The sequence below is a fragment of the Enterobacter sp. C3_dUdeg genome, from assembly GCF_057536195.1.
Genome location: NZ_BAAKFX010000001.1, coordinates 603,087 through 625,473, shown reverse-complemented (window position 1 = coordinate 625,473; position 22,387 = coordinate 603,087). Strand labels below are relative to the sequence as shown.

The window sequence follows — 22,387 nt, the reverse complement described above, 5'->3', positions numbered from 1 at the left end:
GTTAAAGAGATAAGTGTGGACGACGATACGCCATGGTGCCACTCGGCAATAATTTATGAATAAATTACATTTTTAATTAATTGTTATTTAATGAGTAATCAACAAAGAATCTGCATTATACCCATCATCAATGAAAATAATAACAAAGGGTAAAATTAAGTAAAAAATAAAGGGTATTTAACAGAGATCTGTTAATTTAATGACCTCAAAAATCTATCTATAATTACAAGCACCTGCATTGATGGAGAAGCACATGACAGCAACACACGAGGCGGTAAAGACCCGCCACAAGGAGACGTCACTCATTTTCCCGGTTCTGGCACTGGCTGTGCTGCTCTTCTGGGGAAGCAGTCAGTCACTGCCAGTGGTGGTTGGTATCAATATTCTTGCCCTGGTCGGCATCTTAACCAGCGCATTTAGCGTTGTTCGCCATGCGGACGTCCTGGCCCACCGTCTGGGCGAGCCGTACGGATCGTTAATTCTCAGCCTTTCCGTTGTTATTCTCGAAGTCAGCCTGATTTCCGCGCTTATGGCGACCGGCGATGCCGCGCCGACGCTGATGCGCGACACGCTCTATTCGATCATTATGATTGTGACGGGCGGCCTGGTAGGCTTCTCTCTGCTGCTGGGCGGGCGCAAATTTGCGACCCAGTATATGAACCTGTTCGGCATTAAACAGTATCTTATCGCCCTCTTCCCGCTGGCGATTATCGTGCTGGTCTTCCCGATGGCGCTGCCGGGTGCAAACTTTTCCACCGGGCAGGCGCTGCTGGTCGCACTGATTTCCGCCGCCATGTACGGCGTGTTTCTGTTGATTCAGACCAAAACGCACCAGAGTCTTTTTGTGTACGAGCATGAAGACGACGGCGACGATGATGACCCGCACCACGGCAAGCCGTCGGCCCACAGCAGCGCGTGGCATACGGTTTGGCTGATCGTGCATCTGATTGCGGTGATTGCCGTCACCAAGATGAACGCTAACCCGCTGGAGACGCTGTTAACCGAGCTGAACGCGCCGGTGGCGTTTACCGGCTTCCTGGTGGCGCTGCTGATCCTGTCCCCTGAAGGGCTAGGCGCGCTGAAAGCGGTGTTGAATAATCAGGTACAGCGCGCAATGAACCTGTTCTTCGGTTCCGTACTGGCGACGATTTCACTTACCGTACCGGTGGTGACGCTGATTGCCTTTATGACGGGCAACGAGCTGCAGTTTGCGCTGGGCGCGCCGGAGATGATTGTGATGGTCGCCTCGTTGCTGCTGTGCCAGATTTCGTTCTCAACCGGGCGCACCAACGTGCTGAACGGCGCGGCGCATATGGCCTTGTTTATTGCGTATCTGATGACGATATTTGCGTAATTTTATGCGGCGCGGGCTGATGCCCTCATCCCAACCCTCTCCCACAGGGAGAGGGAGAACAAAAAACCCGCCGAAGCGGGTTTTTTTATTAGTTGCTGGTGTCCAGCTCGTCGAAGCTCTTCACCAGATCGTCAATCGCTTTGATCTGCTTCAGGAACGGCTCCAGCTTGTCCAGCGGCAGCGCGGATGGGCCGTCGCATTTCGCGTTAGCCGGATCCGGGTGCGCTTCAATGAACAGGCCGGCCAGACCGGTCGCCATGCCGGCGCGCGCCAGCTCGGTCACCTGAGCGCGACGGCCGCCGGACGCGGCGCCAAACGGGTCGCGGCACTGCAGGGCGTGGGTCACGTCGAAAATCACCGGAGACTGACCGGAGACATTTTTCATTACGCTGAAGCCCAGCATGTCGACAACCAGGTTGTCGTAGCCGAAGTTTGCGCCACGGTCGCACAGGATGACCTGATCGTTGCCGCCTTCGATAAATTTATCGACGATGTTGCCCATCTGACCAGGGCTGACGAACTGTGGTTTCTTCACGTTGATAACGGCACCGGTTTTCGCCATCGCCGCAACCAGGTCAGTCTGACGCGCCAGGAACGCCGGAAGCTGAATCACGTCCACCACGTCTGCCACCGGCTGCGCCTGTGAGGCTTCATGCACGTCGGTGATCACTTTCACGCCAAAGGTCTGCTTCAGCTCCTGGAAAATTTTCATTCCCTCTTCCAGGCCCGGGCCACGGTAAGAGTTGATAGAGGAGCGGTTGGCTTTGTCAAAAGAGGCCTTAAACACGTACGGGATGCCCAGCTTCTGGGTCACGGTCACGTAGTGTTCGCAGATACGCATGGCGAGATCGCGGGATTCCAGCACGTTCATGCCGCCAAACAGTACGAACGGCAGGTCGTTTGCTACCTTGATATCACCAATGCTAACCACTTTTTGTTTCATAGGATCGCCTTATTCAGGTGTGAATCGGAATTAAGATTAATGCAGTGTAATTTGTTTGTGCGAGATCGCGTTGATCTGCGCACGAATCATTTCGCTAATGGGGTCTTCCGGACACTGCTCGACGAAATAATTCAAATCATTCAGCGCCACGTGCTCACAGTCGAGCTGCGCGTAGATCAGCCCACGATCGCGAATTTCGTACGGGTCTTCCGGGTTGAACTGCAGCAGCACTTCGCTGGCGCGCAACGCCAGCTCCATCTGACGCTCTTCCATTAACGCAGACTTCAGCGTATCCAGCAGCTTGCGAATGACCTCGGCGTTATCTGCCTCGTCGAGATCTTCGTTGAAGAGCTCAGCCACCGGGCTGATATTGCCTTTCAGCCACACGTCCAGCGTATGTTCATCCAGCGTGTCGCCGTTGAAAGGATTAATGAGCCACATTTCGCCGTCCAGCCACTCAGCACGCAGGATCATCTGCGTCGGGAAAATGACCGGGACCAGCGGAATATCCAGACGGTGCGCGACCCACAGCAAAATAGAGCCCAGCGCCACGGCGCTGCCCTGACGATTTTTTAAGACCTGGTCCAGCCATAACGCGTCAGACAGGCGATACACGCCCCGCGTGTCGCAGAAACCCCATTCGCCGTAGAAAAGCTCCAGCAGCTTCTCTAATTGCCAGTCTTGCGGGCGAGCCTGATTAATCTCTTCACGCGCCAGGCTGACCAGATTCTCCAGCTCATCGTAGACAAACTGCGACGTAAAATCGTCGCGAATCATCTCGGAAATCAGGATCATGCCATCGCAAAGCGGCACTTTATTAAATTCGAAATCGGCTAAGGACCTCATGACTTACCCCAGTAACGGTATTCTTGTGGTGGCGAGTTTAATGATGATGTACAGCACCACCAGACCCAGCAGAAAGGCGATAAACCCGACCTGCTGGCTGCGCGGACGACGACGCCCAAGCGCGATAAAACCCAAAACGATGTAGATGATAACGCCAAACAGCTTTTCAGTCAGCCATGCACCTTTATCAGTAAATGGCAGATAGCCGGTCTTCCACATGAGCCCGGCACCGGAAAGGAGCAATAGCGTGTCGATGCAGTGCGGTGCGATACGCACCCAGCGGGCATCCATCAGCGGATTGTTGCTGTAGCGCCACCAGTAACGGACGATGAAAAAGCTGATGGTCAGCGCAACGGAAATGAGGTGGACAGTAATGAGCACGGTAAACAGGCTCATAGCCACTGCCCCAGCGTCAGGCGTTCGTTGCCGCCGTAGTCGCGGCAGGTTTCGACAGCGGCGTAGCCAGCTTGCGTAAACAGTGCCCGAACGGCTTCTCCCTGCGTCCAGCCATGCTCCACCAGCAGCCAGCCGCCGGGAAGCAAATGTTCCCGTGACGTTGTCACAATGTGTGCGAGATCGGCTAATCCCGCGTTGGCGGCCACGAGCGCCGTCAGCGGTTCGAAGCGCACGTCTCCCTGCGAAAGGTGCGGGTCATGTTCGTCGATGTAGGGAGGATTGCTGACAATCATCGCAAATGAGCGATTCTCCAGCGCGGCAAACCAGCTGCTTTGCAGCACCGTCACGTTGCGAAGCCCGAGACGTTCCACGTTACGCTGCGCCAGCGCCACCGCGTCGGGCATCACATCCACCGCCGTCACCGCGCAGTCGGGCCGCTCGGTAGCGAGCGCCAGCGCGATAGCCCCGGTGCCGGTACCGAGATCGAGAATGCTGCAGGCCGCCGCAGGTAAACGCGCCAGCGCCTGCTCCACCAGACACTCGGTGTCCGGACGCGGGATCAGCGTCGCCGCCGAGACGTACAGCGGTAACGACCAGAACTCACGCTCACCGACAAGGTGCGCCACCGGCTCGCCGGTTTTACGGCGGGCAAGCAGCGCGCCGAGCTGCGCTTCCTGTTCCGCGGTCAGTTCGGTTTCGCCAAAAGCCAGCAGATACGTGCGGGCTTTACCCGTCACATGCTCAAGCAAAATTTCGGCGTCGCGTTTCGGGCTTTCGCTTTCTGAAAGCTCACCGGCCGCCTCACGTAACCAGCGCTGAAAATCCATTATTCCTGCTCGGACAGCGCCGCCAGCTGGTCGGCCTGGTATTCCTGCACGATAGGCTCGATCAGCATATCCAGCTTCCCTTCCATCACCTCGTCCAGACGGTACAGCGTCAGGTTGATGCGGTGATCGGTTACGCGCCCCTGCGGGAAGTTGTAGGTGCGGTTACGGTCGCTGCGATCGCCGCTGCCCAGCAGGTTACGGCGCGTAGACGCTTCCGCCTGCTGGCGTTTCGCCATTTCAGCTGCGTGGATACGCGCGCCCAGCACGGACAACGCTTTGGCTTTGTTTTTGTGCTGCGAACGCTCGTCCTGACATTCAACGACGATGCCGGTCGGCAGGTGGGTAATACGGATAGCGGAATCGGTGGTGTTAACGTGCTGACCGCCCGCGCCAGAGGAGCGGAACGTATCAATACGCAGGTCTGCAGGATTGATGTCCGGCAGTTCAGCTTCCGGCAGCTCCGGCATCACCGCAACCGTACAGGCGGAGGTGTGAATGCGGCCCTGAGATTCGGTGGCCGGCACGCGCTGCACGCGGTGACCGCCGGATTCAAACTTGAGACGACCGTACACGCCGTCGCCGCTGATCTTGGCGATAACCTCTTTGTAGCCACCATGTTCGCCTTCGTTGGCGCTCATGATCTCCACGCGCCAGCGACGCGATTCGGCATAGCGGCTGTACATGCGGAACAGATCCCCGGCAAACAGCGCCGCTTCGTCACCGCCGGTACCGGCACGCACTTCCACAAACGCGTTACGCTCGTCGTCCGGATCTTTCGGCAGCAGAAGCACCTGAAGCTGCTGCTCCATCTCTTCAGAACGCGCTTTCGCATCCTGCAACTCTTCCTGCGCCATCTCGCGCATTTCAGGATCGTCGAGCATCATCTGCGCGGTTTCGATATCTTCCTGAACCTGTCGCCAGTCGGTAAAGCATTTAGAAACATCACTTAACTGCGCGTATTCACGCGAGAGCGCGCGAAAACGTTCCTGGTCCGCAATGGTCCCGGCATCCCCGAGCAGCGCCTGTACTTCTTCATGGCGCTCGTGCAGAGCTTCCAGTTTAGCGACGATAGAAGGCTTCATAGGCGTAAGTGCACCTTGTCTTAGAAAATGGGTATAGGGCGCTATTCCAGCCCGAGGCTGTTGCGCAGAATAGTCAGGCGTTCATCATCCCCGTCACGGGCAGCCTGCTGAAGAGATTTGGTTGGTGCATGGATCAGGCGGTTGGTCAGTTTCCACGCCAGATCCTGCATAATCGCATTTGCGTCGCCGCCCTGTTCAAGGGCTGCTAACGCTTTGGCAGTCAGGTCATCACGCACCTGCTCCGCCTGCCCGCGGTACTCGCGGATGGTCTCGCTGACGCTTTGCGCGCGCAGCCAGGCCATAAACTCACTGGTTTCCTGCTCAACGATGGTTTCCGCCTGAACCGCCGCCGCTTTACGCTGGGCAAGGTTGTGCGAAATGATGCTTTGCAGGTCATCCACGCTGTAGAGATAGGCGTTAGGCAGCTTGCCCACTTCCGGCTCAACATCGCGCGGGACGGCGATATCCACCAGCAGCATCGGCTGATTACGGCGGGACTTCAGCGCACGCTCCACCATCCCTTTTCCGATAATCGGCAGCGGGCTGGCGGTTGAGCTGATAATAATGTCAGCCTCTTTCAGGCGTTCATCGATGTCGCTCAGGGCAACCACCTCTGCACCCACTTCATCCGCCAGCACCTGCGCGCGTTCGCGGGTGCGGTTAGCGATAATCATCTTTTTCACTTTATGCTCGCGCAGATGGCGCGCCACAAGTTCGATGGTTTCGCCCGCCCCCACCAGCATCACGGTGACGGTAGAAAGGGATTCAAAGATTTGGCGTGCAAGGGTGCAGGCCGCGAAAGCAACAGAAACCGCACTGGCACCAATGTCGGTTTCTGTTCGCACACGCTTCGCCACGGAGAACGACTTCTGGAACATGCGCTCCAGCTCGCTGGCCTTCAGATGCCCTTTTTGCGAATCCGCAAAGGCTTTTTTCACCTGACCCAGAATTTGCGGCTCGCCCAGCACCAGCGAATCCAGCCCGCTGGCGACGCGCATCAGATGGCTGACGGCATCGTTGTCCTGATGCCAGTACAGGCTGTTGCGCAGCTCGTCTTCATTGAGGTTGTGGTAGTCGCATAGCCAGCGGATCAGCGCTTCGTGCAGGTTGTCCTGCTCTTCCACGCTTAAATACAGCTCGGTACGGTTGCACGTCGAGAGCACCACGCCACCCTGCACCATAGGCTGTGCAAGCAGGCTGTCAAGCGCCAGGTCAAGCGTATCCGGCGAAAACGTCACGCGTTCTCGCAGCGAAACCGGAGCCGTTTTGTGGTTGATGCCGAGTGCTAATAGGGTCATGTTGAGCGGGAGTAGTACCAGCGTTAATAAGGTTAGCAGAACGCATCATACAGGATGCGCGAGATCAATAAAAGGGACTGCCCCCTTTCGGAGTAATAGGTTACACAACCCTTTGAGATAATTTGAACGTAGACGGTAGCCCCCTTCGACGCTAGCATTAACAGTTATAACTGCAACGTATCTCAAGGATTTGTCCTCATTATGACCCGACTGATTCGCCTGCTGCCGCTGGCAGCACTGGTTCTGACCGCGTGTACCGTCACCCAACCAAAAGGCCCGGGCAAAAGCCCTGATTCACCGCAGTGGCGTCAGCACCAGCAGGACGTCCGTAATTTGAACCAGTACCAGACCCGCGGCGCTTTCGCTTATCTCTCTGACGAGCAAAAGGTTTATGCCCGCTTCTTCTGGCAGCAGACGGGGCAGGACAACTACCGCCTGCTGCTGCTGAACCCGCTGGGCAGCACCGAGCTGGAGCTTATCGCCAAACCGGGCGAAGCGCAGATCACCGATAACAAAGGCCAGCACTATACCGCGACCGATGCCGAAGAGATGATTGGCAAGCTGACCGGGATGCCTATCCCGCTCAACAGCCTGCGCCAGTGGATCCTTGGCCTGCCGGGTGAGGCAACGGACTACACCCTTGACGACCAGTACCGTCTGAGCCAGGTGAACTACACCCAGAACGGCAAAACCTGGAAAGTGGTGTACAGCGCCTATGACAGCAAGAGTAAACCGTCGCTGCCATCAAACATGGAGCTGACCCAGGGCAGCCAGCGTATCAAGCTGAAAATGGACAACTGGATCGTTAAATGATGACCCACTGGCCCTCTCCGGCAAAGCTGAACCTATTTTTATACATTACCGGCCAGCGTGCTGACGGTTATCACACCCTCCAGACGCTGTTTCAGTTTATTGACTATGGCGACACGATCTCTATTGAACTGCGCCAGGACGGGCAGATTTGCCTGCTAACGCCGGTCGAAGGCGTGGCGCATGAGGACAACCTGATCGTGCGCGCCGCGCGTCTGCTGATGAAAGCCGCGGCGGAATCGGGCCGTCTGACCGCGGGAAGCGGTGCGGATATCCGTATCGAGAAACGCCTGCCGATGGGCGGCGGTCTGGGCGGTGGATCATCCAACGCCGCCACCGTGCTGGTTGCGCTGAACCACCTCTGGGGCTGCGGGCTGTCGAAGGACGAACTGGCAGCCCTGGGCCTGACGCTGGGGGCGGATGTCCCGGTGTTTGTGCGCGGTCATGCGGCCTTTGCTGAAGGCGTGGGTGAGATCCTCTCCCCGGCTGAACCGCTGGAGAAGTGGTATCTGGTTGCCCATCCTGGCGTGAGCATTCCGACCCCGGTCATCTTTAAAGATCCTGACCTGAAAAGGAATACCCCGGTTCGGTCAATAGAAACGTTATTAAATTGTGAATTCAGCAACGATTGCGAGGATATCGCAAGAAAACGTTTTCGCGAGGTTGATGCGGTGCTTTCCTGGCTGTTAGAATACGCGCCGTCGCGCCTGACTGGTACAGGAGCCTGTGTCTTTGCTGAATTTGACACCGAATCCGCCGCTCGTCAGGTGCTTGAGCAAGCGCCGGTTTGGCTGCATGGTTTTGTAGCTCGCGGGATGAACACCTCCCCCCTACAGCAGACCATTCTGGCGCAGACTGAGTTTCGGTGACAACGTCACCCTGTTCCAGACGTTGCATCGCGCTCTTTAATACACCGCCTGGATAGCCTTCGCCTGGCCCGCACAGTTTGCGGCGAACGCTATCCACCACTGGACGCATGCCTGAGGTTCTTCTCGTGCCTGATATGAAGCTTTTTGCTGGTAACGCCACCCCGGAACTAGCACAACGTATTGCCAACCGCCTGTACACTTCCCTCGGCGACGCCGCCGTAGGTCGCTTTAGCGACGGCGAAGTCAGCGTACAAATTAACGAAAATGTACGCGGTGGTGATATTTTCATCATCCAGTCCACCTGTGCTCCAACAAACGACAACCTGATGGAATTGGTTGTTATGGTCGACGCCCTGCGTCGCGCTTCCGCAGGCCGTATCACTGCTGTAATCCCTTACTTCGGCTATGCCCGTCAGGACCGTCGCGTCCGTTCCGCACGTGTGCCAATCACCGCTAAAGTTGTCGCTGACTTCCTGTCCAGCGTCGGCGTTGACCGCGTACTGACCGTTGACCTGCACGCAGAGCAGATCCAGGGCTTCTTCGACGTCCCGGTTGATAACGTATTCGGCAGCCCAATCCTGCTGGAAGACATGCTGCAGCTGAACCTGGATAACCCAATCGTGGTTTCTCCGGACATCGGCGGCGTGGTACGTGCCCGTGCTATCGCTAAGCTGCTGAACGATACCGACATGGCGATCATCGACAAACGCCGTCCGCGCGCTAACGTTTCTCAGGTGATGCACATCATCGGTGATGTTGCTGGCCGTGACTGCGTGCTGGTTGACGACATGATCGATACCGGCGGCACGCTGTGTAAAGCAGCTGAAGCGCTGAAAGAGCGTGGTGCCAAGCGCGTATTCGCTTACGCGACTCACCCGATCTTCTCCGGTAACGCAGTAAACAACCTGCGCAACTCCGTCATTGACGAAGTTGTGGTATGCGATACCATCCCACTGAGCGACGAGATCAAAGCACTGCCAAACGTGCGTACGTTGACCCTGTCCGGGATGCTGGCCGAAGCGATTCGTCGTATCAGCAACGAAGAATCCATCTCAGCAATGTTCGAACACTAATCGAACACGGCCGAAAAACCCGCTGCGGCGGGTTTTTTTGTCTCCGGGTTTTATTTGTATGATTAATGCCTCCTTCACCTGCCATTCATATGACAGATGATGCGCATACGGATGATAGATAATTGTGAAAAACGTAGCCTCCTCACATGTTCTGCCCTTTCGCGCCCTCATCGACGCCTGCTGGAAAGAGAAGTACACCTTGTCACGCTTTGTCCGTGACCTGATTGCCGGGATCACCGTCGGCATTATCGCCATCCCGCTGGCGATGGCGCTGGCGATTGGCAGCGGCGTTGCGCCGCAGTACGGTCTGTACACCTCGGCCGTTGCCGGGATCGTCATTGCCCTGACGGGCGGCTCGCGCTTTAGCGTTTCCGGCCCGACCGCCGCCTTCGTGGTGATCCTCTACCCGGTTTCACAGCAGTTTGGTCTGGCAGGCCTGCTGGTCGCCACCCTGATGTCCGGCGTCTTTTTGATTCTGTTTGGTCTGGCCCGCTTTGGTCGCCTGATTGAATATATTCCCCTTTCCGTAACGCTGGGATTCACATCGGGGATTGGTATCACCATCGGAACCATGCAGATCAAGGATTTCCTCGGCCTGCAGATGCCCCACGTACCGGAGCACTACCTGCAAAAAGTGGGGGCGCTGTTTATGGCGCTGCCGACGGCCAACCTGGGCGACGCCGCCATCGGGATTGTGACGCTGGGCACGCTGATCGTCTGGCCTCGCCTCGGTATTCGTCTGCCGGGCCATCTGCCCGCGCTGCTGCTGGGCTGCGCGGTGATGGCGATCGTCAATATGTTCGGTGGTCACGTCGCGACTATCGGCTCGCAGTTCCACTATGTTCTGGCGGACGGTTCACAGGGTAGCGGCATTCCGCAACTGCTACCGCAGCTGGTGCTGCCGTGGGACATGCCCGGCTCCAGCTTCACCCTAAGCTGGGATTCCCTGCGAGCCCTGCTTCCCGCCGCGTTCTCTATGGCAATGCTGGGGGCGATTGAATCCCTGCTCTGTGCCGTCGTTCTGGACGGGATGACCGGCACCAAGCACAAAGCCAACAGCGAACTGGTCGGTCAGGGATTAGGCAACCTCGTCGCGCCGTTCTTCGGCGGTATTACCGCAACGGCAGCCATCGCCCGTTCTGCGGCCAACGTGCGCGCGGGTGCAACCTCACCGGTTTCGGCGGTTATCCACTCCGTGCTGGTGATCCTCGCCCTGCTGATCCTCGCCCCGCTGCTCTCCTGGCTACCGCTTTCCGCCATGGCCGCCCTGCTGCTGATGGTGGCCTGGAACATGAGCGAGGCGCACAAGGTGGTGAACCTGCTTCGTCGCGCGCCGAAAGACGACATCATCGTGATGCTGATCTGCATGTCGCTGACCGTGCTGTTCGATATGGTTATCGCCATCAGCGTCGGGATCGTGCTGGCTTCCCTGCTGTTTATGCGCCGTATCGCGCAGATGACGCGCCTTTCCCCGGTTAACGTCGAGGTGCCTGACGATGTGCTGGTGCTGCGCGTGATTGGTCCGCTGTTCTTCGCCGCGGCGGAAGGTCTGTTCAGCGATCTGGAGTCCCGCATCGCGGGCAAACGAGTTGTGGTGCTGAAATGGGATGCCGTACCGGTGCTCGATGCAGGCGGCCTGGATGCCTTCCAGCGCTTTGTGAAACGTCTGCCGGAAGGCTGCGAGCTGCGGGTGAGTAACCTGGAGTTTCAGCCGCTGCGCACCATGGCGCGCGCGGGTGTACAGCCGATCCCTGGCCGACTCTCCTTCTACCCTAACCGTGAAACCGCGTTAGCGGATCTGTGAGTTACCTGATGCAGAGAAACGTCTCTGCATCATCACCCCGATCGCCTGCTGGAGCCATGCAAGCACGGCAGGCGTCATCCAGGTTCCTTTCATCAGGTGCGGCTCCTGCTGCATGGCAGTACGAAACTTTTGCTGAGTTTCCGGGTTCTTGCCCGCGTAAGACTGGAACAATGCCAGCCAGTTTTCAGCCAGCTTTTGCGCCTCCTCACAGGCAGGATCGATATTTTCCCGCTGCGCCTGATGCAGTTTCGCCACCAGCGGCGGCCACTCCATCATGCGGTCAAAGTAGTGTGCCCGGGTAAAGGCCATCTCTTCGGCAGTGAGATACTTCTCCCATATGAAGAGCTTAGACTCAGCAAACGCGCGCGTGATGTAATCCGTCATCTCCGGCGTGATGCCGGTCTGCGCCTGCATCTGCGGTTCAACGCTGTGCATCTCGTTCAGCCGGGTGAGAAACTCCGGCTTGCCCGCCGTGTCCTGCTCAAGGCGCTCCATCCAGCGCGTCGCCAGATCCATCGCCCGGGCGTCAGTAGCGGGTATATGGTGCTCCAGCAGCGTGTTGGCCTCTGCAACCAGCCCTGACCAGATAGCCGCCAGCGCATCCTTCTGCACCGCAAACGGCAGCTGCTGTAACTCTTCTTTGCTAAACCAGCGATCGTACATATTCATTAACTCCAGAGTCTGTAGCCAGGATTCCAGATCCGGCGTCGCATCGTCGAGAAGCCCGGTTCGCAGCTCCACCAGCCGGTCGCGCAGCGTATGTATGCTGCGCAGCTGTTTATCCAGCAGCGTGATTTGCGCATCGAGTAACTCGGTTAACGACAGCGACTCCTGTTCCAGGAAATCCCTGATTTCAGCAAGTTCCAGCCCCGCTTTTGCCAGCGCCTGGATCATATGCAGACGCTGGACATCCGCCAGGTTGTAAAGCCGGTAACCTGCCGCGCTTCTGGCAGAAGGCAGCAACAACCCTGTTTGCTCATAGTGGTGCAATGTCCGCACGGTGATACCGGCGCGTTTCGCCAGTTCACCCACCTGAATCAACATAACTGCTCCTTTTTCTTTGCCAGTGGCGCCACTCTGGAGCCTTACGTTACGTGAGGGTCAACCCTTGATGCAAAAAAAAACGACTCCCGCGGGAGCCGTTTCGGCGTTCTTTATCGTAGCACTAGCTGTGCTTATGCTGATCGCGACGACAGCGTTTGTCGTAGTGGCGCACCCACCAGTATTTATCGCAGACTTCCTCATGGCCGCTCACGCGCGCCCCTGCAAGCCACAATACCGCACCAACGAAGATGCTCAATATCGCGCCGTGCGCGAAGTATTGCGGGAGGTCAATCTGAGGTAACTGGTTTAAAATGGAATAACCCACGCCGGCTACCATCACGAACAGCCCCAATCCCATCAGTACGTTACCGAGTAACGAAGCGTTTTTGCGTTTCATGTGTCACCTCCGGAACTTTGGGTTGTCAGGGGAAAAGCCCCTAATCCTTGTGTGTAAAGTATAGACAACGCCCCTTTTATGAGTTGCGTGAATGATCACAATTACAGATAAGTCCCAAACAAAAGTTTACAAATAAGGCTTTGAACAGCTTGAAATTCTAATGGTTCAAATCAGAAATTATTCGTATTTCGCTGGGAAGATCGCAGAATTTTGTCAAGCGGCGCGCCAGACAGTAAACTACGCGCCAGATCTGGAACCCATTAGGAATTGAATCGTGACGATTAAACTGATTGTCGGCCTCGCCAACCCCGGCGCAGAGTATGCGGCCACCCGCCACAACGCCGGGGCATGGTACGTCGATCTGCTGGCCGAGCGGTTACGTGCTCCCCTGCGTGAAGAACCTAAATTCTTCGGGTATACCTCACGTATCATCCTTGCTGGCGCGGATGTTCGTTTACTGGTGCCCACCACCTTTATGAACCTGAGTGGTAAAGCGGTGGCGGCAATGGCAACGTTTTATCGCATCAATCCGGATGAAATCCTGGTCGCACACGATGAGCTGGATCTCCCGCCCGGCGTGGCAAAATTCAAGCTGGGCGGCGGGCACGGCGGCCACAACGGCCTCAAAGACATCATCAGCAAGCTGGGCAATAACCCGAATTTCCACCGTTTGCGCGTTGGAATCGGCCATCCGGGCGATAAAAACAAAGTTGTCGGTTTCGTACTCGGTAAGCCCCCGGTTTCTGAGCAGAAACTGATTGACGAGGCGGTAGACGAAGCGGCGCGCTGCACTGAAATCTGGCTGAAAGATGGGTTAACCAAAGCGACAAACCGCTTACACGCTTTCAAAGCGCAATAATCCGCCCGATTCGGCTTTTTTACCGCGCGTCATGCGGGTTACGTGTATAATAGGCGTAGTTATTTACTTTTCATCAATCGGTTATCGTTAACGGATTGATTATCAAGATATTAAGGTGATTTAGAAATGGGATTCAAATGCGGTATCGTCGGTCTGCCAAACGTGGGCAAATCCACCCTGTTTAACGCGCTTACCAAAGCGGGTATCGAAGCGGCGAACTTCCCGTTCTGTACCATCGAACCTAACACCGGCGTTGTGCCAATGCCGGACCCGCGTCTGGACCAGCTCGCGGAAATCGTTAAGCCGCAGCGCATTCTGCCAACCACCATGGAATTCGTGGACATCGCGGGCCTGGTAAAAGGCGCGTCCAAAGGTGAAGGCCTGGGTAACCAGTTCCTGACCAACATTCGTGAAACCGAAGCGATCGGCCACGTTGTGCGCTGCTTCGAGAACGACAACATCATCCACGTTAACAACAAAGTGGATCCGGCTGACGACATCGACGTCATCAACACCGAGCTGGCGCTCTCTGACCTCGACACCTGCGAACGCGCTATTCACCGCGTGCAGAAGAAAGCCAAAGGCGGCGACAAGGACGCGAAAGCGGAACTGGCTGCGCTGGAAAAATGTCTGCCACAGCTTGAAAACGCGGGCATGCTGCGCGCGCTGAAAAACCTGACTGAAGAAGACAAGGCGGCGATCAAATACCTGAGCTTCCTGACCCTGAAGCCAACCATGTACATCGCCAACGTTAACGAAGACGGTTTTGAGAACAACCCGTACCTCGACAAAGTGCGTGAAATCGCGGCGGCTGAAGGTTCTGTGGTTGTGGCGGTTTGCGCTGCAGTTGAATCCGACATCGCTGAGCTGGACGACGCCGACCGTGAAGAGTTCATGGCCGAGCTGGGTCTGGAAGAGCCGGGCCTGAACCGCGTGATCCGCGCGGGCTATGAGCTGCTGAACCTTCAGACCTACTTCACCGCTGGCGTGAAAGAAGTGCGTGCGTGGACGATCCCTGTGGGTGCGACAGCTCCTCAGGCGGCCGGTAAGATCCACACCGACTTCGAGAAAGGCTTTATTCGTGCGCAGACTATCGCGTTTGAAGACTTCATCACCTACAAGGGTGAGCAAGGCGCGAAAGAAGCAGGCAAGATGCGTGCGGAAGGGAAAGACTACATCGTTAAAGATGGCGATGTGATGAACTTCTTGTTTAACGTTTGAGTTGTTTTGAATGAAAAAAATCCACGCTTTGGCGTGGATTTTTATTCCGAGATAAATTCCCCGGTTAATACTAAATTTAAAAAATCCCTTCTTTGAGAGGATAATCTTTTATTCCTCCCCAAGGGTCATCTAGCAAAAACTTAGCAGCAATAGCTTCTTTTGCCGGCACAAGAGTGAAATTATAATAAATTTCATCTCCTTCACAAATCTCATAAAAGAGTGAATAAACTTCATCGTTCACATCTATATTTAAATCGAATTTCTCAGTTGCAGAAGCGATTTGCAGCTTATCTTTATCCGTAATGAAAAATGGCACAACAATACAGCGCTGAGCATTTTCATCCGATTTGAAAGCATTCTCTATTTTGATATTGACGTTTGCTCCAAACGCGTCCTCTGGTAATGGATCGAATATAACATAATCCTTGTGTAGAACAGCCCCTTGAGAAACATTGCCTTTTCCCCACTGACTCAGCTTTTCGTCATAGTCTCGGGATCGTAACAATATTTGATTATGCGAAATTAGTAGATCTACTTTTTGCATGCTCTTATCACTCATAATATTACATCGTATTTTATTTTTGTTGTATCTGGCAGTTCTGAAAAAATAATCTATATTTGAACTATTTTTTTAAAAAAATGCACGATTTGGCGTGGGTTTTCCAAAATACTGAACTAAGCGTTTAATAAAAGCAAAACTATAACATAAATATACTATTACTTTCTTTATCAATTTCCAGGCTTCCTAATGCTCCAAGATCTAAAGAATAAATATCATCAGTACCCTTGCACAGATTCAAAAAATACCCAAGATCACCATCTTGACCAATCAATAAAAGGTCAGGCTCAACCTCTTGGATTGCATATGCATTATTTCTTTCAAGCAAATCAAAACAATTGAAAACATAAAGCTGGTCACCATTTGCTCGTTGAATTTCATAAAAGTCAGCGTACTTGACATTCTCAATTATAAAGCATTTATATTCAGATGGTAAAGAAATGTGCATAAGCTTTTCAATTTCATTTAGCTGATCAATTAAATTTTGTTTTTCCATACCAACTTGCCTTTAAGCTAATAAGTCATATATAAAATAAACATTATTACTATTAAACTATTTCTATTGGTCAAAATATTTATACGAATCCCTAAGCGATTTTCTTCCCTGCTGTTTTAGAACACATGCATCAATCATTTCTTTGTAACTGATATGAAACTATTGTTTCAACGTTGCATACTAATCTCCAGGCTAAGCTCTACGGGTTCGTTGAGTAGAACCTATATTAGCATATAGACTGCCTGATGCGGATTTAAGTAACTTGATTGTTGCGAACCCGCGGCTGTCTGATGACTTCCGTCAGGCGGTTGTACGTGACCTTCTCTGCAGATCCTTCGAGCAGGCAACCGTCCCGCTCTTCCCTTACCAGGTTGCGGTAGTCGTAATCCCAGCGGCGCGGCGACGATGGGCATTGCCGGTAAAGAAGACCCGACGATGCAGTCGACCAAGGTGGTAGTACTCGCGGCGGGTGGTAAGCAGCTACGGGGGACTATTCTCAGGGTGGAGTTGTTCGTTGCGAGTATAACGACCGCTTATTAAGGGTAACGGTAAGCAAGGCGCGAAAAAAAAATAAGCAAGACACCTGCAAAAGGAAAAAAGACTATTGTTATAAATGGCTACATAATGAACTAATTGTTTAACATTTTTTGGGATGAAAAAATCCACGCCAGGGCGTGGATTTGCATTCAGAGATAAACTCCCTCTTCTAATGAGTTTCCAGTAATCGTTGCTTTTGTAAAGGAAACTAGAACATCTGAACCTTGCTTTTTATATTTAACTTCGTAACTACCAGGGTCTAAAGAAATGAACTCACCTGAAATAGCATCTGAGTCATCAGGCTCAAGATCTCCGCCTGTGACATCTTCTCCCGCCCCAATGAAAACCTTTCCAGAAGGTACGCTTAAAAATAGTGACCCGGTATATTCATCAACATCATTTTTAATATGAACTTTATAGGCACCATCATCTCCAAGATTGAGAAATAATAGATTCCCTTTATTTATTTCTTCAACTTCATCTTCTGGAAGACTCCACCAATCTGCATCATCATTAATTCTATGCTTTAATGACATCAAATCATAAATAACTAATGTGGCAGTATCTGTTTGTATGCTTATGATTTTTCTCATGCCGTAAGTAAAAGGCCGGAAATATCTCCCCGGCCTAGTCTATTAGTTAACAAAGCTTTCTATAGATTTTATAACGCTTTTATAGAATTGAATCGACTCTTCACCGATTGGTATATTCTCAGTTGGTGAGTCAATTGTTACGCCATGCTCATCATATATTTTATTTCTGACAGGGTTTTTAAAATAATGTTGTGGTAAGATATCCACTTCGCTCGTTTCGATAGTTTTAAATGTTACGAAGTAACCGTTTTTCCAGCATGAATTATCAGTAATGATTGGCGGCAATAGCAAATTATCTTTTGCCAATACAGCATCTTCTTGAAGCGAAGATGTAAAATAGTCATATATATATATAACTATAGCATTTTTGAATGGACCGACATCTATTTTACCCAAGGAGACCATACCATAGCCTAATCGACCATCATTTAACTGAAAGTAAAAAAAATCACCTTGTTTAGGCCATTTTTTTTGCCTTTCATTTCCTGACACTACTGTTAATCTGTCGGCCATTTTACATTAATCCCATTATTTTTAAGCCAATTTTCGCCCCACGAAACAGCATCTGAGTATAACTTCCTTGTCGGACTTATGCTATTTATAGAGTTCTCAAAATGAGGGTTGTTGTGAATAACTGCTTGTTCTATGCTCCGCGCATGACCACGATTTAACGGTTCTTCAGTAATTCTAACTAATTTGTCGAACCTTTCACCATGCTGCACAGCACGGATATCAACATCCTTACTGATACCTACATAGACAGGTTTACCGTCTCTATATCCTAAATAAACATGGGTGTTATTCCCACCTTTTGCCTTTCTTTTAATCCAGTCAGCAAAAGACATGTTTCTCACTGACCGTTTAGGACTCCCATTTTTGCAAGCGGTTAAACCTATAGGATCCACCCACCCCAGCGCATTCGGCGCATACTGGTAAAGGTTTATCCCCCCCGCCAGCCCTATCGGGTCCTGCTGCGTAAACCGCCCGCAGTCCGGGTCGTAATACCGGAACAGATTGTAGTGCAGCCCTGTCTCACGGTCCAGGTATTGCCCCTGCATGCGCAGGTTCTGAGAATATCCTGATACCTGCGTCTCGCTTTCCCGCAGCAGCTTGCCCCAGGCGCTGTTCACCCCTTCCCAGCGCACCTGCCCTTCGATATCCGTCATCCGCTCCGGCGTGCCGTTGGTCTGGCAGTGGAACCAGAAGATCTCCGGCGCTTCCACGCCGTCAATACGCGCCAGCGGATCGTAGCTGTCCTGATCGCTGTAGACGTAGGTGAGCGGCACATCCCCGTGCACCTCCTGCAGCAGACGGAACCCTTCCCAGACAAACCGGGTTGTGACCGGCTTGCCGGTTGGCTGTCCGCCCAGCATCTGGCGTCGCGTTTTGCTGATGCGTCGCCCGAGCGGATCGTAGCGGAAGCTGACCTGCGTCTGCGGCTTGTTGCGGTCCCGCGGCTGGCTGATGACTTCCGTCAGACGATGCTCACCGTCGTAGCGGTAGTGCCAGCGGGTCTGGCCGTTATCTTTTTCCACGGTGCGGCCGTGGATGTCATAGCGCCAGCGAATGCCGTTCAGCTGCGTCAGGCGGTTGTGCGTGACCTTCTCAGCAGCCCCTTCCAGCGGGTTACCGGCAGCATCCCAGCGCCACTGCTCCTGTCCGGGCAGCGTGCCGTCCTGAACCAGCAGACGCCCGGCGCTGTCGTACTGCCAGCGGTACCAGCTGAACGGGTTATCGTCCCGCTCTTCACGCACCAGGTTGTTGCGGTAGTCGTAATCCCAGCGTCGGGACCAGCGGCGCGGCGACGGGCGCTGCGCATTGCCGGTAAAGACGTCCCGGCGATGCAGTCGGCCAAGACGATCGTATTCGCTGCGGGTGGTCAGCAGCCCCTGAGTGCGGCTGGTCTCCCGGTGGAGTTCGTCGCGGGTAAAGTCGGAGACCGACAGCTTATCGAGAGCAATGCTGAGCAGATGCCCGCTGCCGTAGTAAAACTGCTTGAGCTCGCGGCCATCGGGAAGCGTGATAGAGGTCCGGTTGCCCAGCGCGTCATACTCCCACGCCAGCTCGCCGTGCTCGCCCGCCTCGCGCGTCACGCGACCGAGCGCGTCATACTCAAAGGCCAGCTCCTGCTCTGCCGCGGTGGTCCACGCGTCGGCTGCAAGCGCAGGATGCAGCCCAATCCGGCTTAACAGCCCGGACGGCGTGTAGTGATAGCGTGTCTGCCCCTCCGGCGTGGTGCGGGCGACCAGCTGGCCGCTCGCGCTCCAGGCGAAGGCATGGGTGATGGCCTCAGGATGACCGGTGGCAAACGTGCGTGCTATCGTGCGTCCGCAGGCGTCATAGCGATACTGCGAGGCTACGCCATCGAGCCCCACCTCTTCCAGCAGCAGCGAGTCCGCGCCCCAGCGGAACTGATACGCTTCGCCGTTTTCGTTTTCCAGGGCAATCAGACGCCCGCGGCTGTCCCAGCGGCGACGGACCTCTTCACCCTGGGTATTACGCGTCGCGGTTAATCGCCCTGCCTCATCGTATCTGAACTCACTCTCTTTACCGTCGGCGCCCGCATGCTTCACCGGCAGGCCGCGTTCGTTCCATTTGAGCGATTCCGTCCAGCCTTCCGGGCGATCGAGCTGCACCGGACGCCCTGCGGCGTCGTAGCGATATCGCGTCTCTTCCCCGTCGGCGCCAGTCTCGGCCACCAGCCAGCCCAGCGGGTGATAGCGGTAGCGGGTAATACGCCCGGAACAGTCCGTCGAACGAACGATCTGCCCGGCCTCGTTGTACTCCTGGTAGCGGCTGTTTCCGGCGGCATCGACCTCTTCAACGACCTGGCCGAACTCGTCCCGGCGCAGCTGCGTGGTCTGCCCCATCGGGTCCACCACGCGCTTAAGCCCGTGATGTTCGTCGTACCAGAATCGGGTGGCGCTGCCGTCGGCTTCGATAATGGCCGCAGGAAGCGCGCGGTGCTCCAGCCAGGCGGTGGTGCGGGTATTGCCGTCGGCGTCGATCTCCTGAACCCGGTTGCCCATTTCGTCGTAGACGAAGGTAACGGCATTGCCGAGCGGATCGATGCGGCGCGTCAGAAGCTCGTTCTCGTCCCACTCGTAGCGCCAGTTTTCACCGCGCTCGTCAACGTAGCGGACAATCAGATTCTGCGCGTTCCAGTAGTGGCGGCGCGTCTGGCCGTCGTAGTGCTCAACGGTCGTCAGCCCGGCGGCTAAATCGTAGCTAAAGCGGCACCCGTCGCCGGTGCTGGTGCGGTTTTCCACCACGCGCCAGTGGTCGAATTTTTTCCAGCGGTATTCGCTCTCCAGACCGCCCGGCATCCGGTGCCAGACCATCAGCCCGTGCTCGTTATAGCGGTATTCACGCGTCACCACGCCGGAGGCATCCGTAGCGCTCGCCAGCTGGCCGCGCGCGTCGTAGCCCCACTGCATCAGCGGCCATGTCTGGCTGCCGTCAAAATGGCTGGCAGCGGTAACGCGCTGCGGGAAACGTTCATCGTCATAGCGCAGGGTGACGTCTATCGCCCGCGGCTCGTCGTGAAGGCCGACCAGCCTGCCGTGCTCGTCCCACTCCGTCAGCAGCGCGTTGCCGTATTCGTCGCTGAGGGAGGCCAGACGCAGGATAGATGGATTCGCCCGGGTCGGTTTATACAGACGCCACACCGCGCCGTCATCGTCGGCAATCGCCACGTCGCCGTTCTCATTGCGGCGGATGATAATGCCTTCGCTGATGCTGTAAAACGCGCGGTCGACCGGCGGCAGCTCGAAGCTCAGCTCGCGCCCAGTTTCGTCGAACCAGGTGGCGTTGTTGTCTTCCAGCGTGAGATAGCTGTCAAAGGTCGTTGCCCAGCCCAGACCGAACAGCCCTTCCCGGGTGGTCAGGCTGTTGTAGCTGCGCTGCCAGCGAAGCGGAAAGCGCCCCGGCAGCGAGAAGTCGAGCTCGTCGTCGTCATTCAGCACCTTCACGCCGGTGGCGGCGTGAACCGGGTGCGAGGAGCCAAACACCGCATTCACTGCCATATCGGCCAGCATCCCGCCGCCGGCCGCCGCCAGCGCGCAGGGCATGTTTTTCAGGATCTTACCCGGACGCCCGCGCAGCAGCGAGAGCGCAATCATCCCCAGCGCCAGACCCGGCGTTTTACCGCTTTTGATATCGCGGACCGTGAGCGTGTCCCCGCCGATGATCACGTTCGGGGAGACGTCGTCGGAAACGGTGCCTTCGCAGGTGGTGCGATCTTTGGCACGCACCGCGGGCTGCCCGTTGATAAAGACGCTTTTAGAGCCTTCCGCCAGATACTGCGGCCCGGAGTGCTTTTCGCACGCCACCTTGTCCTCTTCCAGCGGCGAGGTTCCCGCGGCGGCAGAGGCCACGCTCGGCTGCCACATTTCGCTGCCAAACTGTCCGGCGGCGGAAAGCAGCATACCCGCGTAATCGGCAAAGCTGCCCGGCGACTGCGGCTCAGGGGACGGTGTATCGGCGGGCGTAAGCGTGCCTGCCGCGCGCGCGGCGGGGATTGCGTTGGTGAGAACGTTACTGGAACCAGTAGTGATTTTACCCGCAGGCGACGGCGGGAAAAGCGCATTACCTAACCCCTCAGCGGCGTTGCTGATATCGTCGGTGATCCCCGCGACGTTCGCCAGCACGCCACCGATAATTCCGCTTAACAGACAGCTGGATCCAATTGCCGCCACGCCCGCTGCGGCCGCCCCTGCGCCCAGCAATGGCGCCGCGACGGTTGCAGCTGCGCCTACCGCCGCGCCGATCACCGCATAGGCGGCACCTTCCGCCACAATGCTGGTGATGTCAGCAAAAATGCTGGAGTGAATAATCTCGTCGCCCTTACGGGCCGCGTTGTTATCGCTCATGCCTTACACATTCCGGTTGTCGTTTAGCGTCAGACTCTGCTTAAGCGCGCTCCAGCGCACCTCGTCCTCTTCGGTGAATGCCCTGAGTGCCGAGAGGGTAAAAATCATCAATATCGGTTTACCCGGCGTCTGCACGGCCAGCTGTTTTTGCCACAGGCGCTGCCCGTTACGGTCAAAGGTGGTCTCAACTTCCAGCCCGTTAATTTTTCCGTCAGGCCCGGCTTTTACGTTCCGGAATTCGCTCTGGGCAATTTCGCCCATCTGCGGACGCAGCACATCCCACTGGCGATGGAACTCTTGTTCATAGTCGCTGCCATCGGGGATAACGCCGCGGCTGACCACCACGGACAGCCCGCTTTCGTCATCGCGAATAATGTTCATGCTGTTATCCTGCCAGGCAGCAGGAAAAAGGGAAAACGAACCTTCCTGGAGGGTGTATTTCATAAGTGAACTCGGGATGATTAATATTGTGAGAAACAAAAAGGGCAATCCATGCTGGCCCTCTGGC

At 55.2% G+C, this 22,387-nt stretch carries 22 protein-coding genes and 1 pseudogene; 7 read left to right on the top strand and 16 right to left on the bottom strand.

All coding sequences use genetic code 11. The features are described 5' to 3' along the window. Positions 1-253 precede the first annotated feature (253 nt). Positions 254-1,354: a sodium-potassium/proton antiporter ChaA gene (gene chaA, locus AC27FC_RS02915; protein ID WP_023312122.1), complete on the top strand. Its 1,101-nt coding sequence runs from the start codon at positions 254-256 to the stop codon at positions 1,352-1,354. Positions 1,355-1,442: 88 nt separating this feature from the next. Here chaA and kdsA read toward each other — a convergent pair whose 3' ends face one another. Genes kdsA through hemA form a run of 6 tightly spaced genes read right to left on the bottom strand, consistent with a single transcriptional unit; the run spans position 1,443 to position 6,746 of the window. Next, entirely contained in the window at positions 1,443-2,297 is an 855-nt protein-coding gene (gene kdsA / locus AC27FC_RS02910) for a 3-deoxy-8-phosphooctulonate synthase (protein ID WP_023335996.1), read from the bottom strand. A gap of 36 nt (positions 2,298-2,333) precedes the next feature. Next, positions 2,334-3,143 (bottom strand): invasion regulator SirB1, encoded by an 810-nt coding sequence (sirB1, locus tag AC27FC_RS02905; RefSeq protein WP_023312124.1) that lies wholly within the window; start codon positions 3,141-3,143, stop codon positions 2,334-2,336. Between the two features lie 3 nt (positions 3,144-3,146). Then, positions 3,147-3,539: an invasion regulator SirB2 gene (gene sirB2 / locus AC27FC_RS02900; protein WP_032656670.1), complete on the bottom strand. Its 393-nt coding sequence runs from the start codon at positions 3,537-3,539 to the stop codon at positions 3,147-3,149. Beyond that, complete coding sequence (gene prmC / locus AC27FC_RS02895; protein ID WP_487159835.1) at positions 3,536-4,366, bottom strand: peptide chain release factor N(5)-glutamine methyltransferase; 831 nt, start codon at positions 4,364-4,366, stop codon at positions 3,536-3,538. Before prmC ends, sirB2 begins: the two co-directional genes overlap by 4 nt. Next, on the bottom strand, positions 4,366-5,448 hold the full coding sequence (gene prfA, locus AC27FC_RS02890; RefSeq protein WP_021240360.1) for a peptide chain release factor 1: 1,083 nt from the start codon (positions 5,446-5,448) through the stop codon (positions 4,366-4,368). Before prfA ends, prmC begins: the two co-directional genes overlap by 1 nt. Positions 5,449-5,489: 41 nt before the next feature. Beyond that, positions 5,490-6,746, bottom strand: coding sequence for a glutamyl-tRNA reductase (gene hemA, locus AC27FC_RS02885; protein WP_023335999.1), 1,257 nt, complete (start codon positions 6,744-6,746; stop codon positions 5,490-5,492). A gap of 201 nt (positions 6,747-6,947) precedes the next feature. Between hemA and lolB the strand changes: the two genes are divergently transcribed. The 4 genes from lolB (at position 6,948) to dauA (ending at position 11,302) form a co-directional block, all read left to right on the top strand. Further along, positions 6,948-7,559, top strand: a complete 612-nt coding sequence (gene lolB / locus AC27FC_RS02880) for a lipoprotein insertase outer membrane protein LolB (protein ID WP_023312128.1) — start codon at positions 6,948-6,950, stop codon at positions 7,557-7,559. Next, positions 7,556-8,425: a 4-(cytidine 5'-diphospho)-2-C-methyl-D-erythritol kinase gene (gene ispE, locus AC27FC_RS02875; protein ID WP_087822747.1), complete on the top strand. Its 870-nt coding sequence runs from the start codon at positions 7,556-7,558 to the stop codon at positions 8,423-8,425. Before lolB ends, ispE begins: the two co-directional genes overlap by 4 nt. Positions 8,426-8,550: 125 nt before the next feature. After that, positions 8,551-9,498, top strand: a complete 948-nt coding sequence (prs, locus tag AC27FC_RS02870; RefSeq protein ID WP_003856663.1) for a ribose-phosphate diphosphokinase — start codon at positions 8,551-8,553, stop codon at positions 9,496-9,498. A gap of 124 nt (positions 9,499-9,622) precedes the next feature. Further along, complete coding sequence (gene dauA, locus AC27FC_RS02865) at positions 9,623-11,302, top strand: C4-dicarboxylic acid transporter DauA (RefSeq protein ID WP_094934681.1); 1,680 nt, start codon at positions 9,623-9,625, stop codon at positions 11,300-11,302. On the opposite strand, the gene AC27FC_RS02860 is transcribed toward dauA, so the two are convergent. Next, complete coding sequence (locus tag AC27FC_RS02860) at positions 11,288-12,346, bottom strand: MerR family transcriptional regulator (protein WP_094934682.1); 1,059 nt, start codon at positions 12,344-12,346, stop codon at positions 11,288-11,290. The two genes, dauA and AC27FC_RS02860, sit on opposite strands and share 15 nt — an antisense overlap. Before the next feature lie 121 nt (positions 12,347-12,467). Continuing rightward, positions 12,468-12,743 carry a stress-induced protein YchH gene (gene ychH, locus AC27FC_RS02855; RefSeq protein ID WP_023312132.1) on the bottom strand — a complete coding sequence of 92 codons (276 nt, stop codon included), beginning with the start codon at positions 12,741-12,743 and terminating at the stop codon, positions 12,468-12,470. Between the two features lie 274 nt (positions 12,744-13,017). Between ychH and pth the strand changes: the two genes are divergently transcribed. Beyond that, positions 13,018-13,602 (top strand): aminoacyl-tRNA hydrolase, encoded by a 585-nt coding sequence (gene pth, locus AC27FC_RS02850; RefSeq protein ID WP_094934683.1) that lies wholly within the window; start codon positions 13,018-13,020, stop codon positions 13,600-13,602. 126 nt (positions 13,603-13,728) lie between these two features. Next, complete coding sequence (gene ychF, locus AC27FC_RS02845; RefSeq protein WP_010432886.1) at positions 13,729-14,823, top strand: redox-regulated ATPase YchF; 1,095 nt, start codon at positions 13,729-13,731, stop codon at positions 14,821-14,823. A gap of 76 nt (positions 14,824-14,899) precedes the next feature. On the opposite strand, the gene comJ is transcribed toward ychF, so the two are convergent. From comJ to AC27FC_RS02805, 8 genes and pseudogenes are all read right to left on the bottom strand, one after another. Beyond that, on the bottom strand, positions 14,900-15,367 hold the full coding sequence (gene comJ / locus AC27FC_RS02840; protein WP_224435100.1) for a competence protein ComJ: 468 nt from the start codon (positions 15,365-15,367) through the stop codon (positions 14,900-14,902). A gap of 154 nt (positions 15,368-15,521) precedes the next feature. After that, positions 15,522-15,878 (bottom strand): SMI1/KNR4 family protein, encoded by a 357-nt coding sequence (locus AC27FC_RS02835; protein ID WP_094934685.1) that lies wholly within the window; start codon positions 15,876-15,878, stop codon positions 15,522-15,524. Positions 15,879-15,941: 63 nt separating this feature from the next. Next, entirely contained in the window at positions 15,942-16,031 is a 90-nt protein-coding gene (locus tag AC27FC_RS02830) for a hypothetical protein (protein ID WP_350309143.1), read from the bottom strand. Between the two features lie 139 nt (positions 16,032-16,170). After that, positions 16,171-16,358: pseudogene (locus AC27FC_RS02825) on the bottom strand (RHS repeat domain-containing protein); the annotation flags it as partial. A gap of 206 nt (positions 16,359-16,564) precedes the next feature. Then, positions 16,565-17,008, bottom strand: coding sequence for a DUF6386 family protein (locus AC27FC_RS02820; RefSeq protein ID WP_094934686.1), 444 nt, complete (start codon positions 17,006-17,008; stop codon positions 16,565-16,567). A 42-nt stretch (positions 17,009-17,050) separates the two neighbouring features. Further along, positions 17,051-17,521, bottom strand: a complete 471-nt coding sequence (locus AC27FC_RS02815; RefSeq protein WP_094934687.1) for an Imm26 family immunity protein — start codon at positions 17,519-17,521, stop codon at positions 17,051-17,053. Beyond that, on the bottom strand, positions 17,506-21,879 hold the full coding sequence (locus tag AC27FC_RS02810; protein WP_232960000.1) for an RHS repeat-associated core domain-containing protein: 4,374 nt from the start codon (positions 21,877-21,879) through the stop codon (positions 17,506-17,508). The genes AC27FC_RS02815 and AC27FC_RS02810 overlap by 16 nt, the downstream gene beginning before the upstream one ends. Positions 21,880-21,882: 3 nt before the next feature. Then, positions 21,883-22,323 carry a DcrB-related protein gene (locus tag AC27FC_RS02805; protein WP_096151611.1) on the bottom strand — a complete coding sequence of 147 codons (441 nt, stop codon included), beginning with the start codon at positions 22,321-22,323 and terminating at the stop codon, positions 21,883-21,885. Positions 22,324-22,387: the final 64 nt, after the last annotated feature.

What these genes read in the sequence shown, in the direction of transcription:
- chaA (WP_023312122.1), top strand. Translation starts at nt 254, where the DNA reads ATGACAGCAACACACGAGGCGGTAAAGACCCGCCACAAGGAGACGTCA.
- kdsA (WP_023335996.1), bottom strand. Translation starts at nt 2,297, where the DNA reads ATGAAACAAAAAGTGGTTAGCATTGGTGATATCAAGGTAGCAAACGAC.
- sirB1 (WP_023312124.1), bottom strand. Translation starts at nt 3,143, where the DNA reads ATGAGGTCCTTAGCCGATTTCGAATTTAATAAAGTGCCGCTTTGCGAT.
- sirB2 (WP_032656670.1), bottom strand. Translation starts at nt 3,539, where the DNA reads ATGAGCCTGTTTACCGTGCTCATTACTGTCCACCTCATTTCCGTTGCG.
- prmC (WP_487159835.1), bottom strand. Translation starts at nt 4,366, where the DNA reads ATGGATTTTCAGCGCTGGTTACGTGAGGCGGCCGGTGAGCTTTCAGAA.
- prfA (WP_021240360.1), bottom strand. Translation starts at nt 5,448, where the DNA reads ATGAAGCCTTCTATCGTCGCTAAACTGGAAGCTCTGCACGAGCGCCAT.
- hemA (WP_023335999.1), bottom strand. Translation starts at nt 6,746, where the DNA reads ATGACCCTATTAGCACTCGGCATCAACCACAAAACGGCTCCGGTTTCG.
- lolB (WP_023312128.1), top strand. Translation starts at nt 6,948, where the DNA reads ATGACCCGACTGATTCGCCTGCTGCCGCTGGCAGCACTGGTTCTGACC.
- ispE (WP_087822747.1), top strand. Translation starts at nt 7,556, where the DNA reads ATGATGACCCACTGGCCCTCTCCGGCAAAGCTGAACCTATTTTTATAC.
- AC27FC_RS02860 (WP_094934682.1), bottom strand. Translation starts at nt 12,346, where the DNA reads ATGTTGATTCAGGTGGGTGAACTGGCGAAACGCGCCGGTATCACCGTG.
- ychH (WP_023312132.1), bottom strand. Translation starts at nt 12,743, where the DNA reads ATGAAACGCAAAAACGCTTCGTTACTCGGTAACGTACTGATGGGATTG.
- ychF (WP_010432886.1), top strand. Translation starts at nt 13,729, where the DNA reads ATGGGATTCAAATGCGGTATCGTCGGTCTGCCAAACGTGGGCAAATCC.
- comJ (WP_224435100.1), bottom strand. Translation starts at nt 15,367, where the DNA reads ATGCAAAAAGTAGATCTACTAATTTCGCATAATCAAATATTGTTACGA.
- AC27FC_RS02835 (WP_094934685.1), bottom strand. Translation starts at nt 15,878, where the DNA reads ATGGAAAAACAAAATTTAATTGATCAGCTAAATGAAATTGAAAAGCTT.
- AC27FC_RS02820 (WP_094934686.1), bottom strand. Translation starts at nt 17,008, where the DNA reads ATGAGAAAAATCATAAGCATACAAACAGATACTGCCACATTAGTTATT.
- AC27FC_RS02815 (WP_094934687.1), bottom strand. Translation starts at nt 17,521, where the DNA reads ATGGCCGACAGATTAACAGTAGTGTCAGGAAATGAAAGGCAAAAAAAA.
- AC27FC_RS02810 (WP_232960000.1), bottom strand. Translation starts at nt 21,879, where the DNA reads ATGAGCGATAACAACGCGGCCCGTAAGGGCGACGAGATTATTCACTCC.
- AC27FC_RS02805 (WP_096151611.1), bottom strand. Translation starts at nt 22,323, where the DNA reads ATGAAATACACCCTCCAGGAAGGTTCGTTTTCCCTTTTTCCTGCTGCC.